This window comes from Rhizobium sp. 16-488-2b (assembly GCF_017741815.1).
Lineage (GTDB): Bacteria > Pseudomonadota > Alphaproteobacteria > Rhizobiales > Rhizobiaceae > Rhizobium.
In genome coordinates, this window is the sequence record NZ_JAGHMF010000012.1 from 211,305 (window position 1) to 230,131 (window position 18,827).

Below are 18,827 nucleotides of genomic sequence, written 5' to 3' on the forward strand. Positions count from 1 at the left end.
TTTGCTCGAAAACGATGCAATTGAAAACGCGGTTCCGCGATCGTCAGGACTTCAAGGCCCCCACAGCCTTGCTACCAGGCACCGTTCACGCTGCAGCCAGCCGGCGGCAGCGTCTTGCCTTCGAAGCGCGCCTTCAACATCTCGCAGCCTTTGACGCGAATGAACTCGGGCATCTTCATATTGAGGCTGATGCCCATTTCATCGAACGGATCGCTCGCATAGGCCACATAGGCATACCAGCGGCCGCCGAACACCGCGACAGCGGCGATCACGACGATCGCGATGAAAAACAGAATATTCGGGCGCTTTTTCTCGGCCACAACGATCTCCTCTTACTGATAGGGAGCCCGTTTAAAGCGATTCCCGCAGCCGCGTCGATGCCGGGCCGCGAATGCCGTCAGTCGCAATAGACCTTGCCGCTCTTGCGCTCGCGCAGATCGAAATGGAAGTGGTTCCAGTGCTCCGGATTGCTGCCGGGGCCGAGCACCGTGTTGAAATACTTGCAGCTATCGGTCCGCACGGCCTTGAGCAGCTTGCCCTCGCGGAAGGAGAAAAGACCCTTCTTGCGCACATCGATCTCGTGACCGCTCTTCAACACGAACTTGCCGACATCGATCGCGTTGCCGTGTGCGTGCTCGGACATCGGATTGTAGCGCTGGCGGCTGTTGTTCATGCGGCGGCAGCTATAGCCGCCGAGCGGCTGGATCGTCTTGATGCCGGACCAGTAGCGAAACCGTGCCGACGGAGCGAGCTCGTTCTTCACCCACTTGGCAAACGCGAGCGTCACCTGGCAGTTCAAAGTCACCGCCGGGCGGACGCCGATATTGCCGGACAGACCCTGCAGCGAGATCGGGTAAGGCACCTGGCACGCCGGCCCGTTGGAGATCGGCGGCTTGTCGGTGAAGACCACGCCCATCCGCTTCAGTTCGCGCCGGCAGGAAAGCTCAGAACTCGGCATCACGCCGGGCACCACCGGCGCCGGCTGGCTCATCTGCGGCTCGCTATCCATCGGATTGTTCGGCCGCAGCATCGCCACTTCCTGCGGCTCGCTCTCTTCAGGCACGCGCGCCGGCGCCACGACGGCACTGCCGTCGCCCCAGACCTGCTGCTGTTGTCCCATCGCAGCCTGGCTCGCTGGCCGTCGTGCGCGCATCCGGTTCATCTGCGTCGGGTTATCGGTGCCGATGCCATCGACGACGGGCTGGTCCGACTGTCCCTCGGCGATCTGCTGTTGCTCTTCCTGCGCGAGACCGGTGACCGGCTCCGCCCCCAGCTCCGCATCCATGTTGACGCCCTCGGGCGGTACGGCAAGCGCCTGGGTCCCGCCCCAGGTGGCCGGCTGGCCGCTGAACTGGCCGGCGACACCGCGTGCGCCGGCAGACGCCTGATCGTTCGTCATCGGAGGTGCCGCGCTCGCCTGTCCGCGACCGGCAAGATTGGGCGTATTCATATAATCGACGGAGCCCTGAACGGGCTGGTTGCCGGCGGGATAGGCCTGATCGATGGCGCTGGAGGGCATGTTGACCGGCGCCTGGCGCCGCGGCGGCGAGATGGAACCGACCTTCGTGCCGCTGTCCACGCTGCCGGGCGGAACGAGCGCATCCGTCGAGCACGTCGTCAGCGCTGTCGACAGCAGCACGGGCAGCACATAACGCCGCATGATGGAAACAAACGCCATACTCTCATCGCTTCCGAAGATCGGCAGTGACCAAAAAACTTCGGTCCAAATTTAATAAAAAGCGGTGAACGAAACCTTACCCCCAGCCCGGACAAGGCCAGCGTGGCCGATCACGATTGCGGAAGCGTTTGAAACAAAAGCCCTAATCCGGGCGAAAAATCCGGGATCGGCGCGCGATAGTCACCGATCGGCGACATATGCGCAGGTTTGTCTGTCAGGCTGGAAAGAGGTGCTGCGAACAGCATGGCGGGAACTGCAGAGCGGACGAGCCGCAGCGTCAACTGACGTAACGCAGATCCTTGTCGTCGGACAAGTTGATCGCGGCGCGACGAACCGGGCGGCCGCTGCCATAGATCTCGTTCATGATCTTGGCGACCTCGACGGCATGGCCTTCGGTCAATCCGTTGAGGATCTGGCCGCCAAAGCATGCGGGCTCTTCTGCCTGATGGTCCCAGACCATCCACATGTCGAGCGGATCGCAAATTACATCGTAACGAGGTGTGGAGCTATTCATCGGGTAACGCCTTCAATACCCCACTCTCTTAGGTTGCCGTAAATTAATCGTTTACTTGCGCCACCCATGAAAACAAATGAGTGATTTATTGTAGTGGAGCCATATCCGGCAGAGTAAGCCGTTATGAATTGGCAAAGCCGCCCTAAGCGGCTTCGCCGGATCGCAGAGAATTACCGCGCCGGCACACTTCCGGTGACGATGCGATCGGTCTTCGTCAGTTCCATCTGCGGCCAGTTGGACGCGGTCTCGGACGCAGGACGGCTGCCGATCGCAAGGATCGTGATCAGGCCGGCAACGACGGCGGAAAGAAGCAACCCGCTATAGGTCATCAGTTTGAACCTCAAAGATGTGGTTTCCCAGCCACGCCCGGGCAAACTGCTACGGGAGCCTAAACGAACCCATAATGAACGTGGTTAATCACGATCATATTCCAGCTTATGAACAGTCGAGACGGCACAAACCGTCATCGCGCCACCCGACCTCAGTCGTTCCCGCCTTGAGCGGCTGCTTGCGCGAAACGCATCTTGAGCGCCGCCACCTCGCCGGGATCAACCGTCAATCCGGCAACGGCGATCCAGGCGTCGATATAGTGCTCGGGCGCATAGACATGGCCGTAGCCCATCGGCGACGTCGTCGCGATCATCAGATCGAACAGCAGCTGGAACATGGTCAGCACGGGAAACCACCTGAGGCTCGGCGAGACATCCGGCCCGCGCGGCGCCTGCATCCACGCCGGCTCGCGATAGAAGGAATGTGGATCGAAGAACGTCACCGCATCGCTTGCATATTGCAGATAGACGATCCGCATCGGCCCCCATTGCGCAGCACCCGGAAGGTCCAGATGGTTCTCCTGGTTGGTGAAACGGATCATCGATCCGTCGCGGAAGGTCGGCAGCCAGGCCGGCGATTGCGGATTGCGCCCCGCCGTCACCGCATTCCACATACGGCTCTCGAAAGGCGGACCGCTCCACAGAGCACCCTGGAACGGATCGGCGATCACGTCGAAGATATCGGCCGATAGCTGCGAGTTCAGCGCGCCTAAGCTCAATCCATGCAGATAGAGCTTCGGCCGCTTGTCGTGCGGCAGCGTCGTCCAGTAACCGTAGACCTCGCGAAACAGCGCCTTGGCCGACTGCGCGCCATATTCCGATTCAACCAGCAGCGACAGCCAGCTCGAGAGGTAGGAATATTGCAGCGCCACGCTCGCGACATCGCCCTGCTTCAGATATTCCAGCGTATCCATCGCCGCCGGATCGACCCAGCCGGTGCCTGTCGGCGCGATGATGACGAGCATCGATCGCTCGAACGCCCCGTCCCGCTTCAGCTCCTCGAGAGCAAGCTTGGCGCGCGCCTCGATCGTATCGGCATTGTTGAGGCCGACATAGACGCGAATGGGCTCGCGCGCCTCGCCCTTCCAGAAGCCGCCGATATCGGAAGCGCTCGGCCCCGACGCCACGAAATGCCGCCCCTGCCGCCCGAGTCCGTCCCATGCGACCAGAGACGCCTTGCTTCCCGTCTTGGCCGGATCGGCGGGCATCGGAACGTTATCCTCGATCAGCGCGTCCAGCCGCTGCATCGACGAATCGATCGCATGCAGCGCCCCGCGCATCAGCACCCCTTCGGCCACCGACCAGAAGACTGCCACCGCGATCGCAAAGCCGATGACATTGGAAACGCGCCGCGGCACGAAGCGATCGAGCCGCCGCGATGTCCACCGGAAGGTCAGCAGGAACAGGCGGCCCAGCAACACCGCAACGAGAAAGACGACGAAAGCAAGCGCTCCGAGCTTGAACGGCTCAGCACTTTCGAGCTGCTCCATATGCCAGAGCTCGCGGATCGAGTTCTGCCAGCCCGCCGCCTGCCAGAGAAAGACGACGGCCACGATCAGCCCGCAGATCAGCACGGCCATCCTCTGCGACAGAAGCGGCCCGCGATAAGGCAGTTCGAGATACTTCCACAGGCTGACGGCGGCGACCCCGATGAGATAGCCGACGGCCGCGCAAATACCCGACAGCGCCCCCTGAACGATGTAGGATCGCGGCATCAGCGTCGGCGTCAGCGACGCGGCGAAGAAGGCGAAGGCGAGCACCAGCCCGATCACCGACAGAGAGCGAAAAAGACCACCGAGCAGACGTCTCATGCAACTCCCCAACCTTTAGCCGCAACGATCGACGGCGATCTCAGACGAAGATAAGCCCCGCAGTCCGCGCCTTCTACTCACCCAGGCCAAGAAAGACGAAGGGCTTGGCATCCTTGAATTCCGATGTCGCGTTGCCGGAGTAGGTATGGTCCTGGCTCTCGCCGAGGTCGAGCCGTTTCACCTCGCCGGTCTCCTTGGCGAAGTCGATCGCTTTCAGGTCTACCCAGAAGGTGTTGGGCGTCAGCGCCGACTCGAAGAAGTAGAGCTTGCGCTTGTGATCGAACACGGTGCGCCAGCGCGTCGACGAGATGTTTGGCTCCTCCGGCGTGTTGAGGCCATAGGGCACCGAGACATTGCGGATGACGCTGAAGACGCTTGCGAGTGCCCGGTTGGGGCTCTCGTCCTTGGGGATCGCGTTGACATAGAAGGAGGCGCGCGCGAAGCGGTCGGCGGCCCGGTTGGTGCCGGGCAGCATGACGGTGCCGCCGATCTGCTTCCAATAGGAGTTCAAGGCGAGCTGCTCATCGAAAATCGGCGAATTCGTCATCACCTGATATTTGCGATCGTGATGGATGACCTGCTTGCCGCCGATATATTCAACGATGGCGCTATCCCCTGTCGCATCCGACATCGACAGATGCAGCGTCGTCAGCCGGTTCTCCCCGGGCACATTGTCGGTGACGACGGTAAAGGGCTCCTTCCGAAGCGCCTCCACGGCCTCGTCGACGGTGGCGAAATTATCGAGCACATATTGCGCCCAGGCCGCGATGGTGAGGCCGGGCTTGCTGGACTTGTCGAAGGGCGGATATTCGGATTCGACCAGCCACAAGAGGTTGGCGTTCAGCCCCGCCTCGTTCACCCCATCGGTGGTCGACACATCATAGCCGGTCGCGACGACGCTCCCGTATTTGGAGGTCCAGTGAATGGAATTCGGTCCGGCCTTGCCGCTGCGCTCAGTGCCGCGCGGCAGGATGTAGAGATTGGTGGTGATATCGCTCTTCCAGTCCATCGACCGTGCGGTGATGACGTTCGCGTCGGGACCGAGATAGACCACGCGGGTGCAGGCATCGGCGACGTCGGCGAAAAGCAGCGCGGACGCGATGATGGCGGTCGCGACCGTGCGAGCGCGTAAACGAGATGGACGGCGGTTCGAAGACACGGGGCTTCTCCAATATCGGTAATCGCGGAAGCTAGAAGCGCATGGAAAACCCGATCGCAGGGCCGTGCTGGCTGACGTCCCATTTGAACTTGTTCGCGCCGGTGAAGTCGTCGTTTTCGTAATCCTGGTAGAGAAGCCTGTACCCTGCCCTGAGCACGGTCGGATGACCGAGCATCATGGTGCGATAGCCGAGATAGGCCTGCGCGTTGACGCTCACCTTCGACCCCACGCCGAAGCCACCGACATCGGCCTCGGCAAACAGGTTCCAGCGTTCGGTGAGATCGGCATTCAGCCGCAGGCCGACGAAGGGATCGGTCCAGTCGGAACTCTTCGACGCGCGAAGGCCGAACGCCGCGACATCGGCCTCGAGCTTCGTCCAGCGCACACCGGCGGTCGGCTCGATCGACAGCGTTCGCGGCTTGCCGAACACCGTGTCGTCGCCGAGAACCGCCTCATAGGCCTTGAAGAAGGCGCCGGCCGACAGGGTGGTCGTGGTGACGTCGAGCCCGATCTCGTGCGAGAACACCTGCTCGTCCTGGCTGGTCTTTACATGCTGGCCGTCGAAATAGACGCCCCATTGACCATTGGTGATCTCGATATTGCCCATGAGAGCGAAATCGAGATGGTCGAAGATATCGGAGAAAGGAACGTCGACATCCGTGTCGAAACCGGCCAGCGATCCGCTGCCATTCAGCGATGCGGCCCACACGTAAGGGCTGACGATGACGGCCCACTCGCGCTCCGGCGCGATCCTGCTGTTGTCGAAATCGGCCGCAGCGGCCCTTCCAGGCATAAATGAGAGAGCGGAAAACAGCGCAAGGCTCACGGTCGCCACACCCATCGCCAAAAGCCGCATCGAAAGCCCCCATTTTCAATGTCCCGCCGCGACCTTACTACCGGAGGGCGAAAACTCAAGCGAGATCAGCAGGATTGCTCGCTGACGGCGATCGAATGCCGATTGCGAAGTTCAAAGAGACGGGTGGTCGCAAGGGCGCGACACTTTTGTCTGAACGCTCCGATTTCGGTTTTTCGGCCGATACGCTAGGGTCCGCAGGAATCGACCTGAAAATCCGCCTTCAAAAGGAGCGCCAATGACCGAAGACCCCAAGCCGAAAGGCACGCTGACCCTGAGGACCATGGCGATGCCCGCCGATGCCAACCCGGCCGGTGACATTTTCGGCGGATGGGTCATGGCGCAGATGGACCTTGCATCCGGCATCTCGGCCGCCGAGCGCGCCAAGGCGCGTGTCGTGACCGCCGCCGTCAAGGAGATGGCCTTCGCTCTGCCCGTCAAGATCGGCGACACGCTGTCCATCTACACCGAGATCGAGCGCGTCGGCCGCACCTCTATCACGCTCTGTATCGAGGCCTGGGCGACCCGGGCCCGCTACAACAAGATGGAAAAAGTCACCGCCGGCACCTTCATCATGGTGGCGCTCGACGAGAACGGCCAGCCCAAGCAGGTTCCGGCCGAATAGCCTGAAACAAGAGAAGGGCAACTTTTCGGTTGCCTTTCTCAACGAACCGAGCGATAAAAAGGCAACCAGGAGGTTGCCAATATGTCCGATCGCATCGAAAAGACCATTGAACTCAATGCCCCGGTTGCCCGCGTCTGGCAGGCCATCAGCGATTACCGTGAATTCGGCGAATGGTTCCGCGTCAAGATCGACGCGCCCTTCGTCGCCGGCGAGGAAGCCACGGGCAAGATCCTCTATCCCGGCTACGAGCATCTCCGCTGGACGGTCACCATCAAGCGCATCGAGGAACCAACGCTGTTTTCGTTCACCTGGCTCCCCTATGCGGTCGATCCCGATAGAGACTATTCCGCCGAAATCCCGACGCTGGTCGAGTTCCGTCTTGAGCCGATATCGAAGGGCACCCGGCTGACCATCACCGAGTCCGGCTTCGACAAGGTGCCCGAATACCGCCGCGCTGAGGCCTTCCGCATGAACGACGGCGGATGGGCCGAGCAGATCAAGAACATCAAGGCCCATGTCGAACGCTGAGCAAATGTCGAACCCTGGCGCCACCACGGCCGGCCGAGACGCCGCCGCACTTTTCGCGGCCCTCGGCGACCCCACCCGCCTATCCCTGCTGGCCGCACTAAGCGACGGCCATCCGTCCTCGATCGCCGGACTCTCCGGCGGCACCGAGCTGACACGCCAGGCGATCACCAAGCACCTGACTGTCCTTGAAAAAGCCGGCCTCGTCGAAAGCATGAAGGTCGGCCGCGAAAGCCATTACAGTTTCCGCCGTGATCGCATCGATATCATGCGCGCCTATCTCGACGGCGTCTCCAGGCAGTGGGATGACGCACTAGAACGCCTGCGCGCCTTCGTCGAGCGTTGAGCCCGGCGAAACCCGTCAGCCGGCTCACGCCCGCAGGAACTGCGATCCCTTGTCGAAGCTGACACCCGGAAATATCTTGGCCGTGAGATCATCCATACTCACATCGAACTGCCGATAGAGCATGGCGGCGGCGATCTCCCGCACATCCGCGGTCGGCGCCAGATCGCGCTGATCGAGCAGCTGCTGATCGCCAAGCCCCGGCCAGCGGCCGAGGATGCGACCGCCATTGATCGCGCCACCCGCCAGCACGGCACAGCCGCCCGTGCCATGGTCGGTCCCTCCGGATCCATTCTCCCGAACCGTCCGGCCGAATTCGGTCATCGCGAGCACCACGGTCTTCGCCCAGATATCCGGCCCCAGCGTCGACTTCAGCGTGGTGATGGCATCCGTCAGATCTTGCACCGGACGCTTGAACTGTCCGATCTGGCCGACATGCGTGTCCCAGCCGGTGATCGAGAAGCTGGCGATCCTGTAATCGCCCTTCAGCATGTTGCCGGCAAGGGCCGCCACATCCGCCACCTTCTGCCCGCGCGGCCCTCCGGGCTCGGCGACCATGGACGCGCTGTTGGCGCGGGTCGCCTCCTCCATGGCCTTCGCGAAAGCAGGGTCGCCGGCATAAAGCCGCTGAAGGAACTGCGTCTCGTCGCGGGCCGGGCCGAGATTGGAATCCGACGCCCAGACATCGACGTTGTTGGGCCCGGTCAGGATAAGCTCCGTCGAGGTGTTGACGTCGATCGCCTTGCGCGCATCCGATCGCGGGATGACGGCAAGCGCCCGGTTCAACCACCCGGTCTTTTCTTCCGAGACATGCTCGCCGCCCGATTCCAGCATGTCCTGGCCGTCGAAATGGCTGCGCTGGTCGCGATAGGGCGTCGACACCGCGTGCACGAAGGCGAGCTCGCGGCTTCGCCACAGGGGCATGAGATCGGCTGCCGAAGGATGGAGGCCGAAATGCCCGTCGAGATCGATGAGCCCAGTCTCCGGCGTCAGCGCCAGCGTCGGCCGGAACGCGGCAAAACCGGCATCGCCATAAGGCTGCACCAGCGCCAGCCCGTCCATCGCCCCGCGCAGCACGATGGTGACGAAGCGCTTGTCTCCCGGCATCGACGCGAAGGTGACGGGGGTGAGGATCGGGGCCGCCGCGAGGCAGCAGGCGGAAGCAAGGAAGCCGCGGCGCGATAGCGTGAAATCGGTCATTTCAAAGCTCCTATCGACGGTTGAACTCGGGCGACGCAAGCGCAAGCATCAGGCCGGTTGTCTTGTTGGGTGCCTGGCTGACGACGCGGATCGTGTCGTCGCGCGCGGCATCGCCAAGCGTTGCCTTCAGGAATTCACGGGGATCGAGCCCATGCCCGAACTGCGCGGTCGCCCGCCGCGCCCAGCCGAGCCGCTCGGCAAGTTGGCTGGCCGTGATCCAGGCCGAGAAACTCTCCTCGAAGCCAGCAGGGCTCGGCGGCAACCAGATCGGTTGCCCCATGCGCCTCAGCGCGCCCTGCCCGAGCGCCCTTGCCGTCTGCATCGCCTTGCGGCGCTTCACCCTGTCCTCGTCGCCGGGATCGATCATCGACGGCACGCCGCCAGCAGCGGTGTCTCCGCCCTTCATATCGTCTTTGGCGCCACCATTCATCGCACCGCCCATATCAGGAGCGCCCGGAGCCATGGCCCCCTGCGCGCCCATAGACTGAGCGTCGTCATCCTGCTGGTTGTCCTTGAGAAAGGCGACAACGGTGCCATCGCCAGAGCCTGCATTCAGCGCCCTGAGACCGGCAACGACGAAATCGAATGGCTGGCGCGCCTTCGCGCCCTCGTTCGCCCAGGCGGCGGGATGGTCGAGCATGGCGCCATAGACGGCCCTGAGATCGCCGTCGGTCTTCTTCCACGCACCGGTCATCGCGGCGATCAGCCCGTCATCCGGCTGATCGGAAACGAAATGCACCGCCAGCTTGCGACAGATATGCGCGGCCGTCTTCGGATTGGCGGCAAGATCGTCGAGCATGGCGAGATAGTCGCCCGGCCGCCGCCTGTCGCCACCATAGCTGACGCCGAGAACCTCGTGACGACCGGGCTCGGCGATGTTGGGGCGAAACGCCATGTCCATCTCCTGCCGGTCGATCGTCAGCCCGGTCAAAACCATGGCCGCGGCCCGCACATCGGCCTGCGTATAGCCGCTGCCGGCCCCAAGCGTGTGCAGTTCCAGCAATTCGCGCCCGAGGTTTTCGTTAAGCCCCTTCTTCTGCCGCATGCCGCCCTTGGAATCCGGCCCGAGCGACTCCGCCTGATCGAGATAGATCAGCATCGCCGGATGCTCGGTCGCGCTGCGCAACAGATCGGCGAAGCGCCCGCCGATACGCGGCCGGATCGCTTCGGCCTCGTAGAGCGGCACGAGCAGCCGCATCGGCAGGCTCTTGTTGGCGCTGGTGGAAAAATGATTGGTCCAGAAGGTAGAAAGCCGCTCCTGGAAACCGTTCGGCGACATCACCGCCTGCAGCAGCCGCGCATTCGCATCCTGCTGGAACGTGCGCTGCGCCTGCTTCTGCAGAACCTTGCGCCGCTCGCGACGCGTCTGGTCATCGTCGCCGCTTTGCCTGAGATCGCGCAGATTGGCCTGCAGGTCGGCGATCACCTGATGCCGTTGCTCGATACCGCCGACGGGAAACGCGACCGGTGCCCGCGCATCCGCGTTCACCTGTTTCAACAGGTCGTCCTTGTTCTGCGCCGCCACCTCGCCCGGCCGAAAACCGTAGCCGAAGCGGATCGCCGCCATCGTCGGAAAGGAAAGACTCATGACCTGTCACCTCCATATCCCTGGATGGTGACAGGCTGGGGTCAAAACCGTCGGAAATTGAGGCAGAGACGTGACATGGACAATTTGTAATTCAAGGACTTACCCGGTCCCATCAGGCAGGATCGCAATCATCCACGGAAGATGAAGGACGCTCCGACCGCGATCAGCGCAAATCCGATCGCATGGTTCCAGGTCAGGCTCTCGCCCAGCCAGAACACCGAGAAGCCGGAGAACACCAGAAGCGTGATCACCTCCTGCATGGTCTTCAGCTGCGCCGTCGAATAAACCGCCGAGCCGATACGATTGGCCGGCACCGCCAGGCAGTATTCGAAGAAGGCGATCGCCCAGCTGACGATGATGGCGACGAAAATCGCCGTCCCCTTGTGCTTGAGATGCCCGTACCAGGCGAATGTCATGAAGACGTTGGAGGCAAGCAGCATGACGATCGGCCAGATGGCCGCGGGGCTGAGGGCAAAGGGCATGTGTGATTCCCGAGAGTTGAAGCTGGCGGCAGCATGTACCGCTGAACGAAAAGGCTTCAAGAGGTCGGGGAGCCTCCGCGAAATATATCGTCTCCGAGGCATCAGAACGTCACGCGAACCGGAACATTTCACCGGACCGGCCGTTTGAGGCAGCACCGGAAGCCAGGCAGCCCGAATGATGTCTCTGGCAATCGCGGGTCAACAGGCCCTTTGGCGGAGACATGGCGTGAACTCAGTTTCGAACAGTGGTCTGTCCGGTCGCTCGCTGGTGGCGCTGGCGGTTCTGAATTTCTTCCTCGCCGATGCCCGCGACGGCCTTGGCCCCTTTCTCGATGGCTTCCTTGCAACGCACGGCTGGACCCCGATGACGTTAGGTATCGTGGCAACCCTTGGCGGTATTCTCGGTCTGATCGCCACGCCCCTGTTCGGAGCCCTTGTCGATGCCTCGCCGCACAAGCGCCTGCTGATCATCATCCCGGTTATGCTGGTCACGGCAGCCGCACTCTGGACGCTTGCCAGTCCGGGCAATGCCTCGGTTTTCGGCGGCCAGTCGATGACCGCGATCGTCGGCGCGGTGATCGGCCCGGCGCTGATGGGACTGACACTCGGCCTCGTCGGCGAAAGCGCCTTCTCCCAACAGGTCGCCCGCAACGAATTCTGGAACCATGCCGGAAACGTCTTCTCGCTCGCCTGCGTCTACGCCGCCACCATAGTCTGGGGGCTGAACGGCGTGATCGGCCTTATGCTCATCACCGCGCTCGCCGCGATCGTCGCGACGCTGGCGATCCGCCCTGAGGATATCGACAACGACGTCGCCCGCGGCCTTACCAAGGACAAGGACCTAGCCAACCACCCGGACGATGGATCGGCCGCAACAGCCAGCCCTTCCGGCTATTCGGTGCTGGCGAATTCGCGTGGTCTCGTGCTGCTGGCGCTGACCTTGCTGGTCTTCCACTTCGGAAACGCGCCGATGAGCCGGCTGATCGCCCAGAACTTCTCCATCCAGCTCGGCACGCCCTTTCGCACCACTGCGATCGTCACCGGCGTGTCGCAGCTGTCGATGATCGCCATGGCGTTGCTCGCACCTTTCCTCATCAGACGCTTCGGCCTGGCATCGGTCTTCGTCATCGCGCTCTGCGCGCTACCCCTGCGCGGCGCGATCGCCGGCAGCGTGCCGAGCTTCGGCTCGATCTATCCCGTGCAGTTTCTCGATGGAGTCGGCGCCGGCCTGATCGGCATCGCGACGCCCATCGCGGCCGAACGCATCCTCGCCGGCACCGGCCGCTTCAACGTCGGCCTTGGCGCGGTGATGACCGTACAGGGCATCGGCGCATCGCTGAGCAACGTGGTCGCTGGATGGCTGACCGACCGGGGCGGATATGGCCTCGCCTATTGGGTACACGGCGGCGTCGCGCTCTTCGCGCTGGCGCTGTTCATGCTCGGCCGCGAGGCAATCGCGCCGCGCGCAGCGACAAAGCTCAACGCCGAACCGAAGCTAACGCGAGCCTAGGACGCCACATGAATGGCAGGCGCTTCCCGCGCCGGCGTGCCTTCCAGCATCACCCGGTTGCGCCCGGCATCCTTCGCCGCGTAAAGGGCTGCGTCCGCGCGGCCGATCGTTTCGGTCAGCGACGCGTCGCTTGATGCCACGCAGGCAACGCCGAAGCTCGCCGTGATCTTGCCGACACTCTCGACATCAGGTTGTCCGGCCGCCGAGAAGGCGAGCCGGATCGCATTCGCGACCTTGCCGCCATCGGCGAGCTCCGCGCCCGGCAGAAACGCTACGAATTCCTCGCCGCCGAAACGCGCGGCAAAGGCTCCCTCAGGCAGGCGCGCTTTCAATAGTTCCGCGAGACCCGCGATCACGCTGTCGCCGGCGGCGTGGCCAAATGTGTCGTTGATCCGCTTGAAGTGGTCGATATCGCACAGAAGTATCGCGCCCTTCAGCGCGCCCCGCGCCTTCAACCGCCTCACCGCTTCCTCGAAGCCACGCCGGTTCAGCAGTCCAGTTAGCGAATCGCTCTCGGCCGCATCGCGGTAGCGCTCGATCGTGTCGAGCGTCGTCGCAGCCAGCGCCGAAAGCGCAAAGAGCAGCGCGATGACGGAAGCGCCCGCCTGCATGACGAACGCGTAAGTGGAGGTGCCGAAGCTCTCCAAGTCGCCCCCAGGCGAGAATATCACCAGCAGGATGGCATTGCGGACGATCGCTTCGAGCACGATCAGCGAGGCGACGCCGAGCAGAATGCGGTCGATCGCCCTGCGCGTGCTGCGCAAGGAGGAGCCGATCGCGAAGATCAGCAAGGCCGAGCAGGCGATATCGCTGATGAGGAGTTCGGCGGGCAGGCTTTCGAGCACGAGTACCGAATAGGCGAGCGCTGCGTAGGCCACGACGCAAACGCCCAAACGCAAAACGATACGCGACGGCCGGCGAAAGCGCTTCAGGATAGCGCCGCTGTAGAAATAGAAGGCGGAGAGAAAGAGCGCGTCGGCGCTGAGCGCCTGAACGGGGATCGGCAGCCAGGAGAAAAACATCGGTACCGAGAAGGCGACGGCAGCGGAGAGAAAACCCGCTGCCCACAAGCCTGCTTCGCGCGATCCGAACCTTGAAACGACGAGGAAGGTGCAGCCGAAGGTCAACATCATGACCGGAAGCATAAAGGCAAAATTCACTGCGGCACCCATCGAACGATGATGACGAGGCCCGGTGCGCAAACACCGCCTCGATGAAAAGCGCTAGCCACTCAACGTTAACAAAAGCCTACCTGCGGTAGACCACATATCGATCGATACGGGTGCAAGGGGCAGCCCCAGATTGCCGGAGGCCGCCGCTTGCCGCTCACGCGCGCAGGGCGCGGTGCGGCTCTCCGGCATCCTCCGAGCCGAAGCGCACATCTTTTTTCTCGTAGCCGAACGCCGCCAGCACGGCCACGGCAACAGCCACGATGCCGGCGACGATCAAAAGCGCATAGGCGTAATCGCCATTCCAGTGAGCCGCGAGGCCGGACTGGATCGTGGCATTGCCCGATGCCAGCAGATTGCCGAGCTGGTAGGCAAACCCCGGAAACGTGCTGCGGACCTCATCCGGCGAAAGCTCGTTGAGATGCACGGGCACGATGCCCCAGGCACCCTGCACGAAGAACTGCATCAGGAAGGCGCCGATCGCAAGCAGCACCGGACCCGGCGCATAAACCCACAGCGGCGCCACCGGCACCGCGATCAGCGCGGCAATGACGATCGCCTTCTTACGGCCGATCCGCTGCGACAGCGCCCCGAAGAACAGCCCGCCGCAGATCGCGCCGATATTGTAGACGATGGCGATCGCACCCGTGGTGTAGCTGTCGTAGTTGCGCTGCGTCTCGAGGAAGGTCGGATAGAGATCCTGTGTGCCGTGGCTGAAGAAATTGAACGCCGTCATCAACAGCACCGACCAGATGAACAGCGGGATGTTTTCTCTCAGCACCGTCAGGAACGGCCGGCGTCCCCGCTCCTGCTGCTTCAGGAAAGCCGGGCTCTCCTCGACGCTGCGGCGGATATAAAGCACCAAGAGCGCCGGTGCGGCACCGACGAAGAACATGCCGCGCCAGCCGATGATGGGAAAGAGCAGGAAGAACACGATCGACGCCAGGAGATAGCCCGAGGGATAGCCGGCCTGCAGAATGCCGGAGACGATGCCGCGGCTCTCCTCCGGCACGGTCTCCATCACCAGCGACGCACCGACACCCCACTCGCCGCCCATGGCGATGCCATAGAGCGCGCGCAGCACGATGAACATGGTGAGCCCGGTGGAGAAGCCGGTGAGGAATTCGAAGATCGAATAGAGCAGCACGTTGACCATCAGCGTGATCCGCCGCCCGTATTTATCCGACGCCAGCCCGAACAGCAGCGCACCGACCGGCCGCATGGCGAGCGTCAAGAGGATTGCCACCGAGACGGCGGGAACGTCGGTTTTGAACTCTGTGGCGATATATTTGAGAACGAAAACGAGTATGAAGAAATCGAAGGCATCGAGCGTCCAGCCGAGATAGCTGGCGATAACGGTATTGCGCTGCTGCGGCGTCAGCCGGCGCAGGCTTTCCAATGCGGACATAACGGATCCTCCGTCCGAAAGCGGCGGCGAAGCGGGGCAAATCCGGATGCCGTCGAAGAGAGGGATCGCCCTGACATGGGCGGGGTGGAGCTGTGACAGGCAGCGCTTTCGAAACGTCAGCAACGCTGCCCTTGTTCCATCACGTTTGTCGTGATCGCGCTGTGTTTATGGGTGGCCCTATCGTCGCCACACGCAACCGTTTGAGAAGCGACCACCAAAGGGCGAGCGTTTCATTCTGGCGCAAGAATTCCGGCCAAGTACCTGCTTCTAAATAGCTATTGCGATTATTAGCAAAATGTGAGATATAAATGTCAGGTTGCATATGCAACCATAAAAAGCAAGCACAGATAGATTGCATCCATACCGGCAATGCGCCCGCCAGTCTCTGGCGGCGATGATACCGCTTGCGAAAAATCGATGATTTTAGACCTGAGCAAGACAACAGCAGATCAACCGTCGGTCTGAGCAGTTCCAGCCATGCGCATGAACACATCCTAGGCCGACCAGCCCCGAGGAGGAGGAGCCATGCCTTTCGATCTGACCCAACCGCTTTCATGGGAGAGCGCTGCGGGAGACGCCGCCGTGATGCTCGACGAACTTCAACCGAATATCGTCAAGGCCCACACCCGCGAATTCCTGACCATCCTGTTCCTGAAATTCTCCGACCCCGCCGGCGGCCGCGCGCTATTGAAGGCGCTGTCGCAGCCACCGACAGGCACACCGCTCTTGAAATCGGCAAAGACCCACCTGCAGGAGGTCAAGGCCTTCAAGGCGACGGGCAACAAGGGCACGCCCTATGTCAGCGTCGGCCTCACCGGCGATGGCTACACGGCGCTGCAGATCCCCGCCCCGAAAATCCCGCCGGACGCCTCGTTCCGCTCCGGCATGAAGAACGCCGGCCTGAACGACCCGGCGCCAGCGACCTGGGAACCGCATTTCCGCGACGTGATCCACGCCGTCATCTTGGTCGGCGACCAGATGTCCGGCCCGCGCAACAAGGCGCTGACGGCGGTGCGCCACCTGATCCAGGCGTGCCACGGCGTCCATATTCTCGGCGAGGAAAAGGGCCACGGCCTGCACAACAGCAATGGCGACGGCATCGAGCACTTCGGCTATGTCGACGGCCGCAGCCAACCGCTGTTCCTGACCGAGGATATCGATGATGAGCGCCTGACGGCCGACGGCGCCACCAACTGGGACCCCGCCTTCGCGCTGAACCGCGTCATCGTGCCCGATACCGCCGCCCCCGATCCGGCCAGGCACTTCGGCAGCTACTTCGTGTTCCGCAAACTCGAGCAGAACGTCAAGCAGTTCAAGAAGCAGGAAAAGGCCCTGGCCAAGCGGCTGCACCTGAAGGGCGACGATGCGGAACGGGCGGGCGCCATGCTGGTCGGCCGCTTCGAGGACGGCACGCCGCTCGCCACCCAGTTCGCGGACGGCAATCACCACCCGGTGCCCAACGACTTCGACTATGACAGCGATCCCAACGGCGCCAAGTGTCCGTTCTTCGCCCATATACGCAAGGTCAACCCGCGCGGCTCCGGCGGCTTCGAGCCCGTCGACGGCGAACGCCTGCACATCATGGCGCGGCGCGGCCAGACCTATGGCGTGCGCACCGACCAGCCCAATGACGGCCGCATCGAAAACAAGCCGAGCAAGGATGTCGGCCTGCTGTTCATGGCATTCAACGCCGACATCGCCGAGCAGTTCGAGTTCGCGCAATCGACCTGGGCCAACAACCCCGGCTTCCCCCGCGTCCCCCCGGGCGCCGGCGCTCCGGGCCTAGACCTCGTGATCGGCCAAAGCCCCAACCCGCGCCCCGACATCCACTGTCCGGTCGAATGGGGCGGAACGACCACCGCAACCACGACCGCGACACCGCAGGCGGTGACGATGAAGGGTGGGGAGTATTTCTTCATGCCGTCTTTGGCGTTTTGTCGGAGTTTGTAGGGGGGTGTCGGTCAAGGGCGGCGGCGTGACCGCCGCTCTGTCGGCATGATGTAGGTTGCACATCAGCGATTCACGAAAAATCACAACCACAATTTTCCCCGTTCGATAGACAGCACTCTAAAATGCACATGTCCCGTCATCGGATACCCCGGCAGGCGTGCCGGCGAGGCGGGATCGGCGCTGGGTGTTTGAGGAGGACGCAAGCTCTCTCATCCGGGGTTCGCAGAAAATGGCCTCCCTCCGGTGACGGCGGGTTCCGTCGCAAGATGGGCCCGAGTTGAGCCCGGACGTGCCTGTGAGGCACACATGGTCTCGTCGCGAAGTTGGGCGAGAAGGCAGAGAGACCGGAGTTGCGGGCATAAACCGCCGAACGGGGCGCTGGGAAGCGCCATATTCTACTTACTCAATCGAGGTGATTTCCAGCGCCCCGTCCGAGTGAAGTGCATGCCGAGTGAAGTTTGCATGGTGGAGACACGGGCTTTCGGGCGGCGTGGGGTTTGGGTGTGCCGTGGAGACGTCGTGCCTACCCCCTCAAGCGCTAACCGCATCCTCCGTCACACCGGAAAAATCCACCGCCGCGAAAGCCGCCGCGATCACCTCCGGCCCGGCCCCGGCCTTCACCGCGTCGGTCGACAATATCTGCCGATAGCGCCGCGCGCCCGGCAGGCCGGTGAACAGCCCCACCATATGCCGCGCCACCTGCTGCAGCCGGCCGCCATCGGCGATATGCCGCGCCGCGTAATCCATCATCCGGTCGCGCAGAAGCTCCCAGTCGAAGGCTTCCGCCTCCGCCCCGAAGAAACGATGGTCGACATCGGCAAGCACACCGGCATTCTGATAGGCCGCCCGCCCGAGCATGACGCCGTCGACATGCCGCAGATGCTCATCCGCCTGATCCAGCGTCTGGATGCCGCCATTGATGCCGATGAACACATCCGGCCGCGCCTGCTTGGTGCGGTAGACGATGTCGTAGTCAAGCGGCGGGATCTCGCGGTTTTCCTTCGGCGACAAGCCCTTCAGCCAGGCCTTGCGAGCATGGATCCAGATCGCGTCGGCGCCGGCGTCGAGCACCCGGTCGAGAAGATCGGGCAGCGCCTTCTCCGGCTCCTGCTCGTCCACCCCGATCCGGCACTTCACGGTGACAGGCACCGAGGACACCTTCTTCATCGCCCGGATGCAATCCGCCACGATATCGGGCGTCAGCATCAGGCAGGCCCCGAAGGTGCCCGATTGCACCCGGTCCGAAGGGCAGCCGACATTGAGGTTGATCTCGTCGTAGCCGTAAGGCGCCGCGATCTCCAGCGCCTTCACCAGCTTCTCCGGATCGGACCCGCCAAGCTGCAACGCCACCGGATGCTCGGCGGCATCGAAGGACAGCAACCGCTCGCGCGGCCCATGGATGATCGCGTCGGCCACGACCATTTCCGTGTAGAGCAGCGCGTTGCGGCTGATCTGCCGGTGGAAGTAACGGCAATGCCTATCGGTCCAGTCGATCATCGGCGCGACCGCGAAGACCGGCCGCTTCGTTTCGAGCGCCTGTTTGTAGAAATGCGATGGTGTCATGCCGCGCTCATAGCGCAAAGCGCGCGAAAACGCCAGTTTCCCCGCGCAGGGCAGCAATGCCGGAACGCGCGTACCGCAGCACCGCCTTCCACGCTTTCCCCCGCGTCGCTTTTGCGGCTA

Annotated in this window: 20 protein-coding genes; 6 read left to right on the forward strand and 14 right to left on the reverse strand. The window is 62.8% G+C overall.

Features of this window, described 5'->3' with window-relative positions:
- Positions 1–71 precede the first annotated feature (71 nt).
- The 8 genes from J5286_RS13010 to J5286_RS13040 form a co-directional block, all read right to left on the reverse strand.
- The gene (locus J5286_RS13010; RefSeq protein WP_209190656.1) at positions 72–320 is read right to left on the reverse strand and encodes a hypothetical protein; all 249 of its coding nucleotides are present in this window, start codon (positions 318–320) and stop codon (positions 72–74) included.
- A 77-nt stretch (positions 321–397) separates the two neighbouring features.
- Positions 398–1,678 carry an extensin-like domain-containing protein gene (locus J5286_RS13015; RefSeq protein WP_209190657.1) on the reverse strand — a complete coding sequence of 427 codons (1,281 nt, stop codon included), beginning with the start codon at positions 1,676–1,678 and terminating at the stop codon, positions 398–400.
- Between the two features lie 110 nt (positions 1,679–1,788).
- The gene (locus J5286_RS31535) at positions 1,789–1,923 is read right to left on the reverse strand and encodes a hypothetical protein (RefSeq protein WP_280638473.1); all 135 of its coding nucleotides are present in this window, start codon (positions 1,921–1,923) and stop codon (positions 1,789–1,791) included.
- A gap of 32 nt (positions 1,924–1,955) precedes the next feature.
- The gene (locus J5286_RS13020) at positions 1,956–2,192 is read right to left on the reverse strand and encodes a hypothetical protein (protein ID WP_026283371.1); all 237 of its coding nucleotides are present in this window, start codon (positions 2,190–2,192) and stop codon (positions 1,956–1,958) included.
- A 170-nt stretch (positions 2,193–2,362) separates the two neighbouring features.
- Positions 2,363–2,536, reverse strand: coding sequence for a hypothetical protein (locus J5286_RS13025; RefSeq protein ID WP_155947803.1), 174 nt, complete (start codon positions 2,534–2,536; stop codon positions 2,363–2,365).
- A gap of 137 nt (positions 2,537–2,673) precedes the next feature.
- Positions 2,674–4,332 (reverse strand): alpha/beta hydrolase, encoded by a 1,659-nt coding sequence (locus tag J5286_RS13030; protein WP_209190658.1) that lies wholly within the window; start codon positions 4,330–4,332, stop codon positions 2,674–2,676.
- A gap of 73 nt (positions 4,333–4,405) precedes the next feature.
- Entirely contained in the window at positions 4,406–5,437 is a 1,032-nt protein-coding gene (locus J5286_RS13035; protein WP_348529260.1) for a linear amide C-N hydrolase, read from the reverse strand.
- A gap of 85 nt (positions 5,438–5,522) precedes the next feature.
- A complete protein-coding gene (locus tag J5286_RS13040; RefSeq protein ID WP_449090058.1) occupies positions 5,523–6,332 on the reverse strand; it encodes a hypothetical protein in 810 nt (269 codons plus the stop codon).
- A 110-nt stretch (positions 6,333–6,442) separates the two neighbouring features.
- On the opposite strand from J5286_RS13040, the gene J5286_RS13045 reads away from it, so the two are divergent.
- The 4 genes from J5286_RS13045 (at position 6,443) to J5286_RS13060 (ending at position 7,840) form a co-directional block, all read left to right on the forward strand.
- Positions 6,443–6,586, forward strand: a complete 144-nt coding sequence (locus tag J5286_RS13045) for a hypothetical protein (RefSeq protein ID WP_209190661.1) — start codon at positions 6,443–6,445, stop codon at positions 6,584–6,586.
- Entirely contained in the window at positions 6,583–6,969 is a 387-nt protein-coding gene (locus tag J5286_RS13050; protein WP_209190662.1) for an acyl-CoA thioesterase, read from the forward strand. Before J5286_RS13045 ends, J5286_RS13050 begins: the two co-directional genes overlap by 4 nt.
- An 81-nt stretch (positions 6,970–7,050) precedes the next feature.
- Positions 7,051–7,497, forward strand: a complete 447-nt coding sequence (locus J5286_RS13055) for an SRPBCC family protein (protein ID WP_209190663.1) — start codon at positions 7,051–7,053, stop codon at positions 7,495–7,497.
- 4 nt (positions 7,498–7,501) lie between these two features.
- Positions 7,502–7,840 (forward strand): ArsR/SmtB family transcription factor, encoded by a 339-nt coding sequence (locus tag J5286_RS13060; protein ID WP_209190697.1) that lies wholly within the window; start codon positions 7,502–7,504, stop codon positions 7,838–7,840.
- 24 nt (positions 7,841–7,864) lie between these two features.
- On the opposite strand, the gene J5286_RS13065 is transcribed toward J5286_RS13060, so the two are convergent.
- The 3 genes from J5286_RS13065 to J5286_RS13075 all read right to left on the reverse strand — a co-directional run bounded on the left by J5286_RS13065 (position 7,865) and on the right by J5286_RS13075 (position 11,107).
- A complete protein-coding gene (locus J5286_RS13065; protein WP_209190664.1) occupies positions 7,865–9,037 on the reverse strand; it encodes a DUF1501 domain-containing protein in 1,173 nt (390 codons plus the stop codon).
- Between the two features lie 10 nt (positions 9,038–9,047).
- On the reverse strand, positions 9,048–10,625 hold the full coding sequence (locus tag J5286_RS13070; RefSeq protein WP_209190665.1) for a DUF1800 domain-containing protein: 1,578 nt from the start codon (positions 10,623–10,625) through the stop codon (positions 9,048–9,050).
- A gap of 128 nt (positions 10,626–10,753) precedes the next feature.
- Complete coding sequence (locus J5286_RS13075) at positions 10,754–11,107, reverse strand: DMT family protein (protein ID WP_047512340.1); 354 nt, start codon at positions 11,105–11,107, stop codon at positions 10,754–10,756.
- A 226-nt stretch (positions 11,108–11,333) separates the two neighbouring features.
- Between J5286_RS13075 and J5286_RS13080 the strand changes: the two genes are divergently transcribed.
- Complete coding sequence (locus tag J5286_RS13080; RefSeq protein ID WP_209190666.1) at positions 11,334–12,617, forward strand: MFS transporter; 1,284 nt, start codon at positions 11,334–11,336, stop codon at positions 12,615–12,617.
- Here the strand turns inward: J5286_RS13080 and J5286_RS13085 are convergent.
- Together J5286_RS13085 and J5286_RS13090 are read right to left on the reverse strand one after the other, a co-directional pair.
- Positions 12,614–13,777 carry a GGDEF domain-containing protein gene (locus J5286_RS13085; RefSeq protein WP_348529258.1) on the reverse strand — a complete coding sequence of 388 codons (1,164 nt, stop codon included), beginning with the start codon at positions 13,775–13,777 and terminating at the stop codon, positions 12,614–12,616. The two genes, J5286_RS13080 and J5286_RS13085, sit on opposite strands and share 4 nt — an antisense overlap.
- A 166-nt stretch (positions 13,778–13,943) precedes the next feature.
- Positions 13,944–15,194, reverse strand: a complete 1,251-nt coding sequence (locus tag J5286_RS13090) for an MFS transporter (RefSeq protein WP_209190668.1) — start codon at positions 15,192–15,194, stop codon at positions 13,944–13,946.
- A 525-nt stretch (positions 15,195–15,719) separates the two neighbouring features.
- On the opposite strand from J5286_RS13090, the gene J5286_RS13095 reads away from it, so the two are divergent.
- A complete protein-coding gene (locus J5286_RS13095; protein ID WP_209190669.1) occupies positions 15,720–17,144 on the forward strand; it encodes a Dyp-type peroxidase in 1,425 nt (474 codons plus the stop codon).
- Between the two features lie 531 nt (positions 17,145–17,675).
- On the opposite strand, the gene dusA is transcribed toward J5286_RS13095, so the two are convergent.
- Positions 17,676–18,707 (reverse strand): tRNA dihydrouridine(20/20a) synthase DusA, encoded by a 1,032-nt coding sequence (gene dusA, locus J5286_RS13100; RefSeq protein WP_209190670.1) that lies wholly within the window; start codon positions 18,705–18,707, stop codon positions 17,676–17,678.
- Positions 18,708–18,827: the final 120 nt, after the last annotated feature.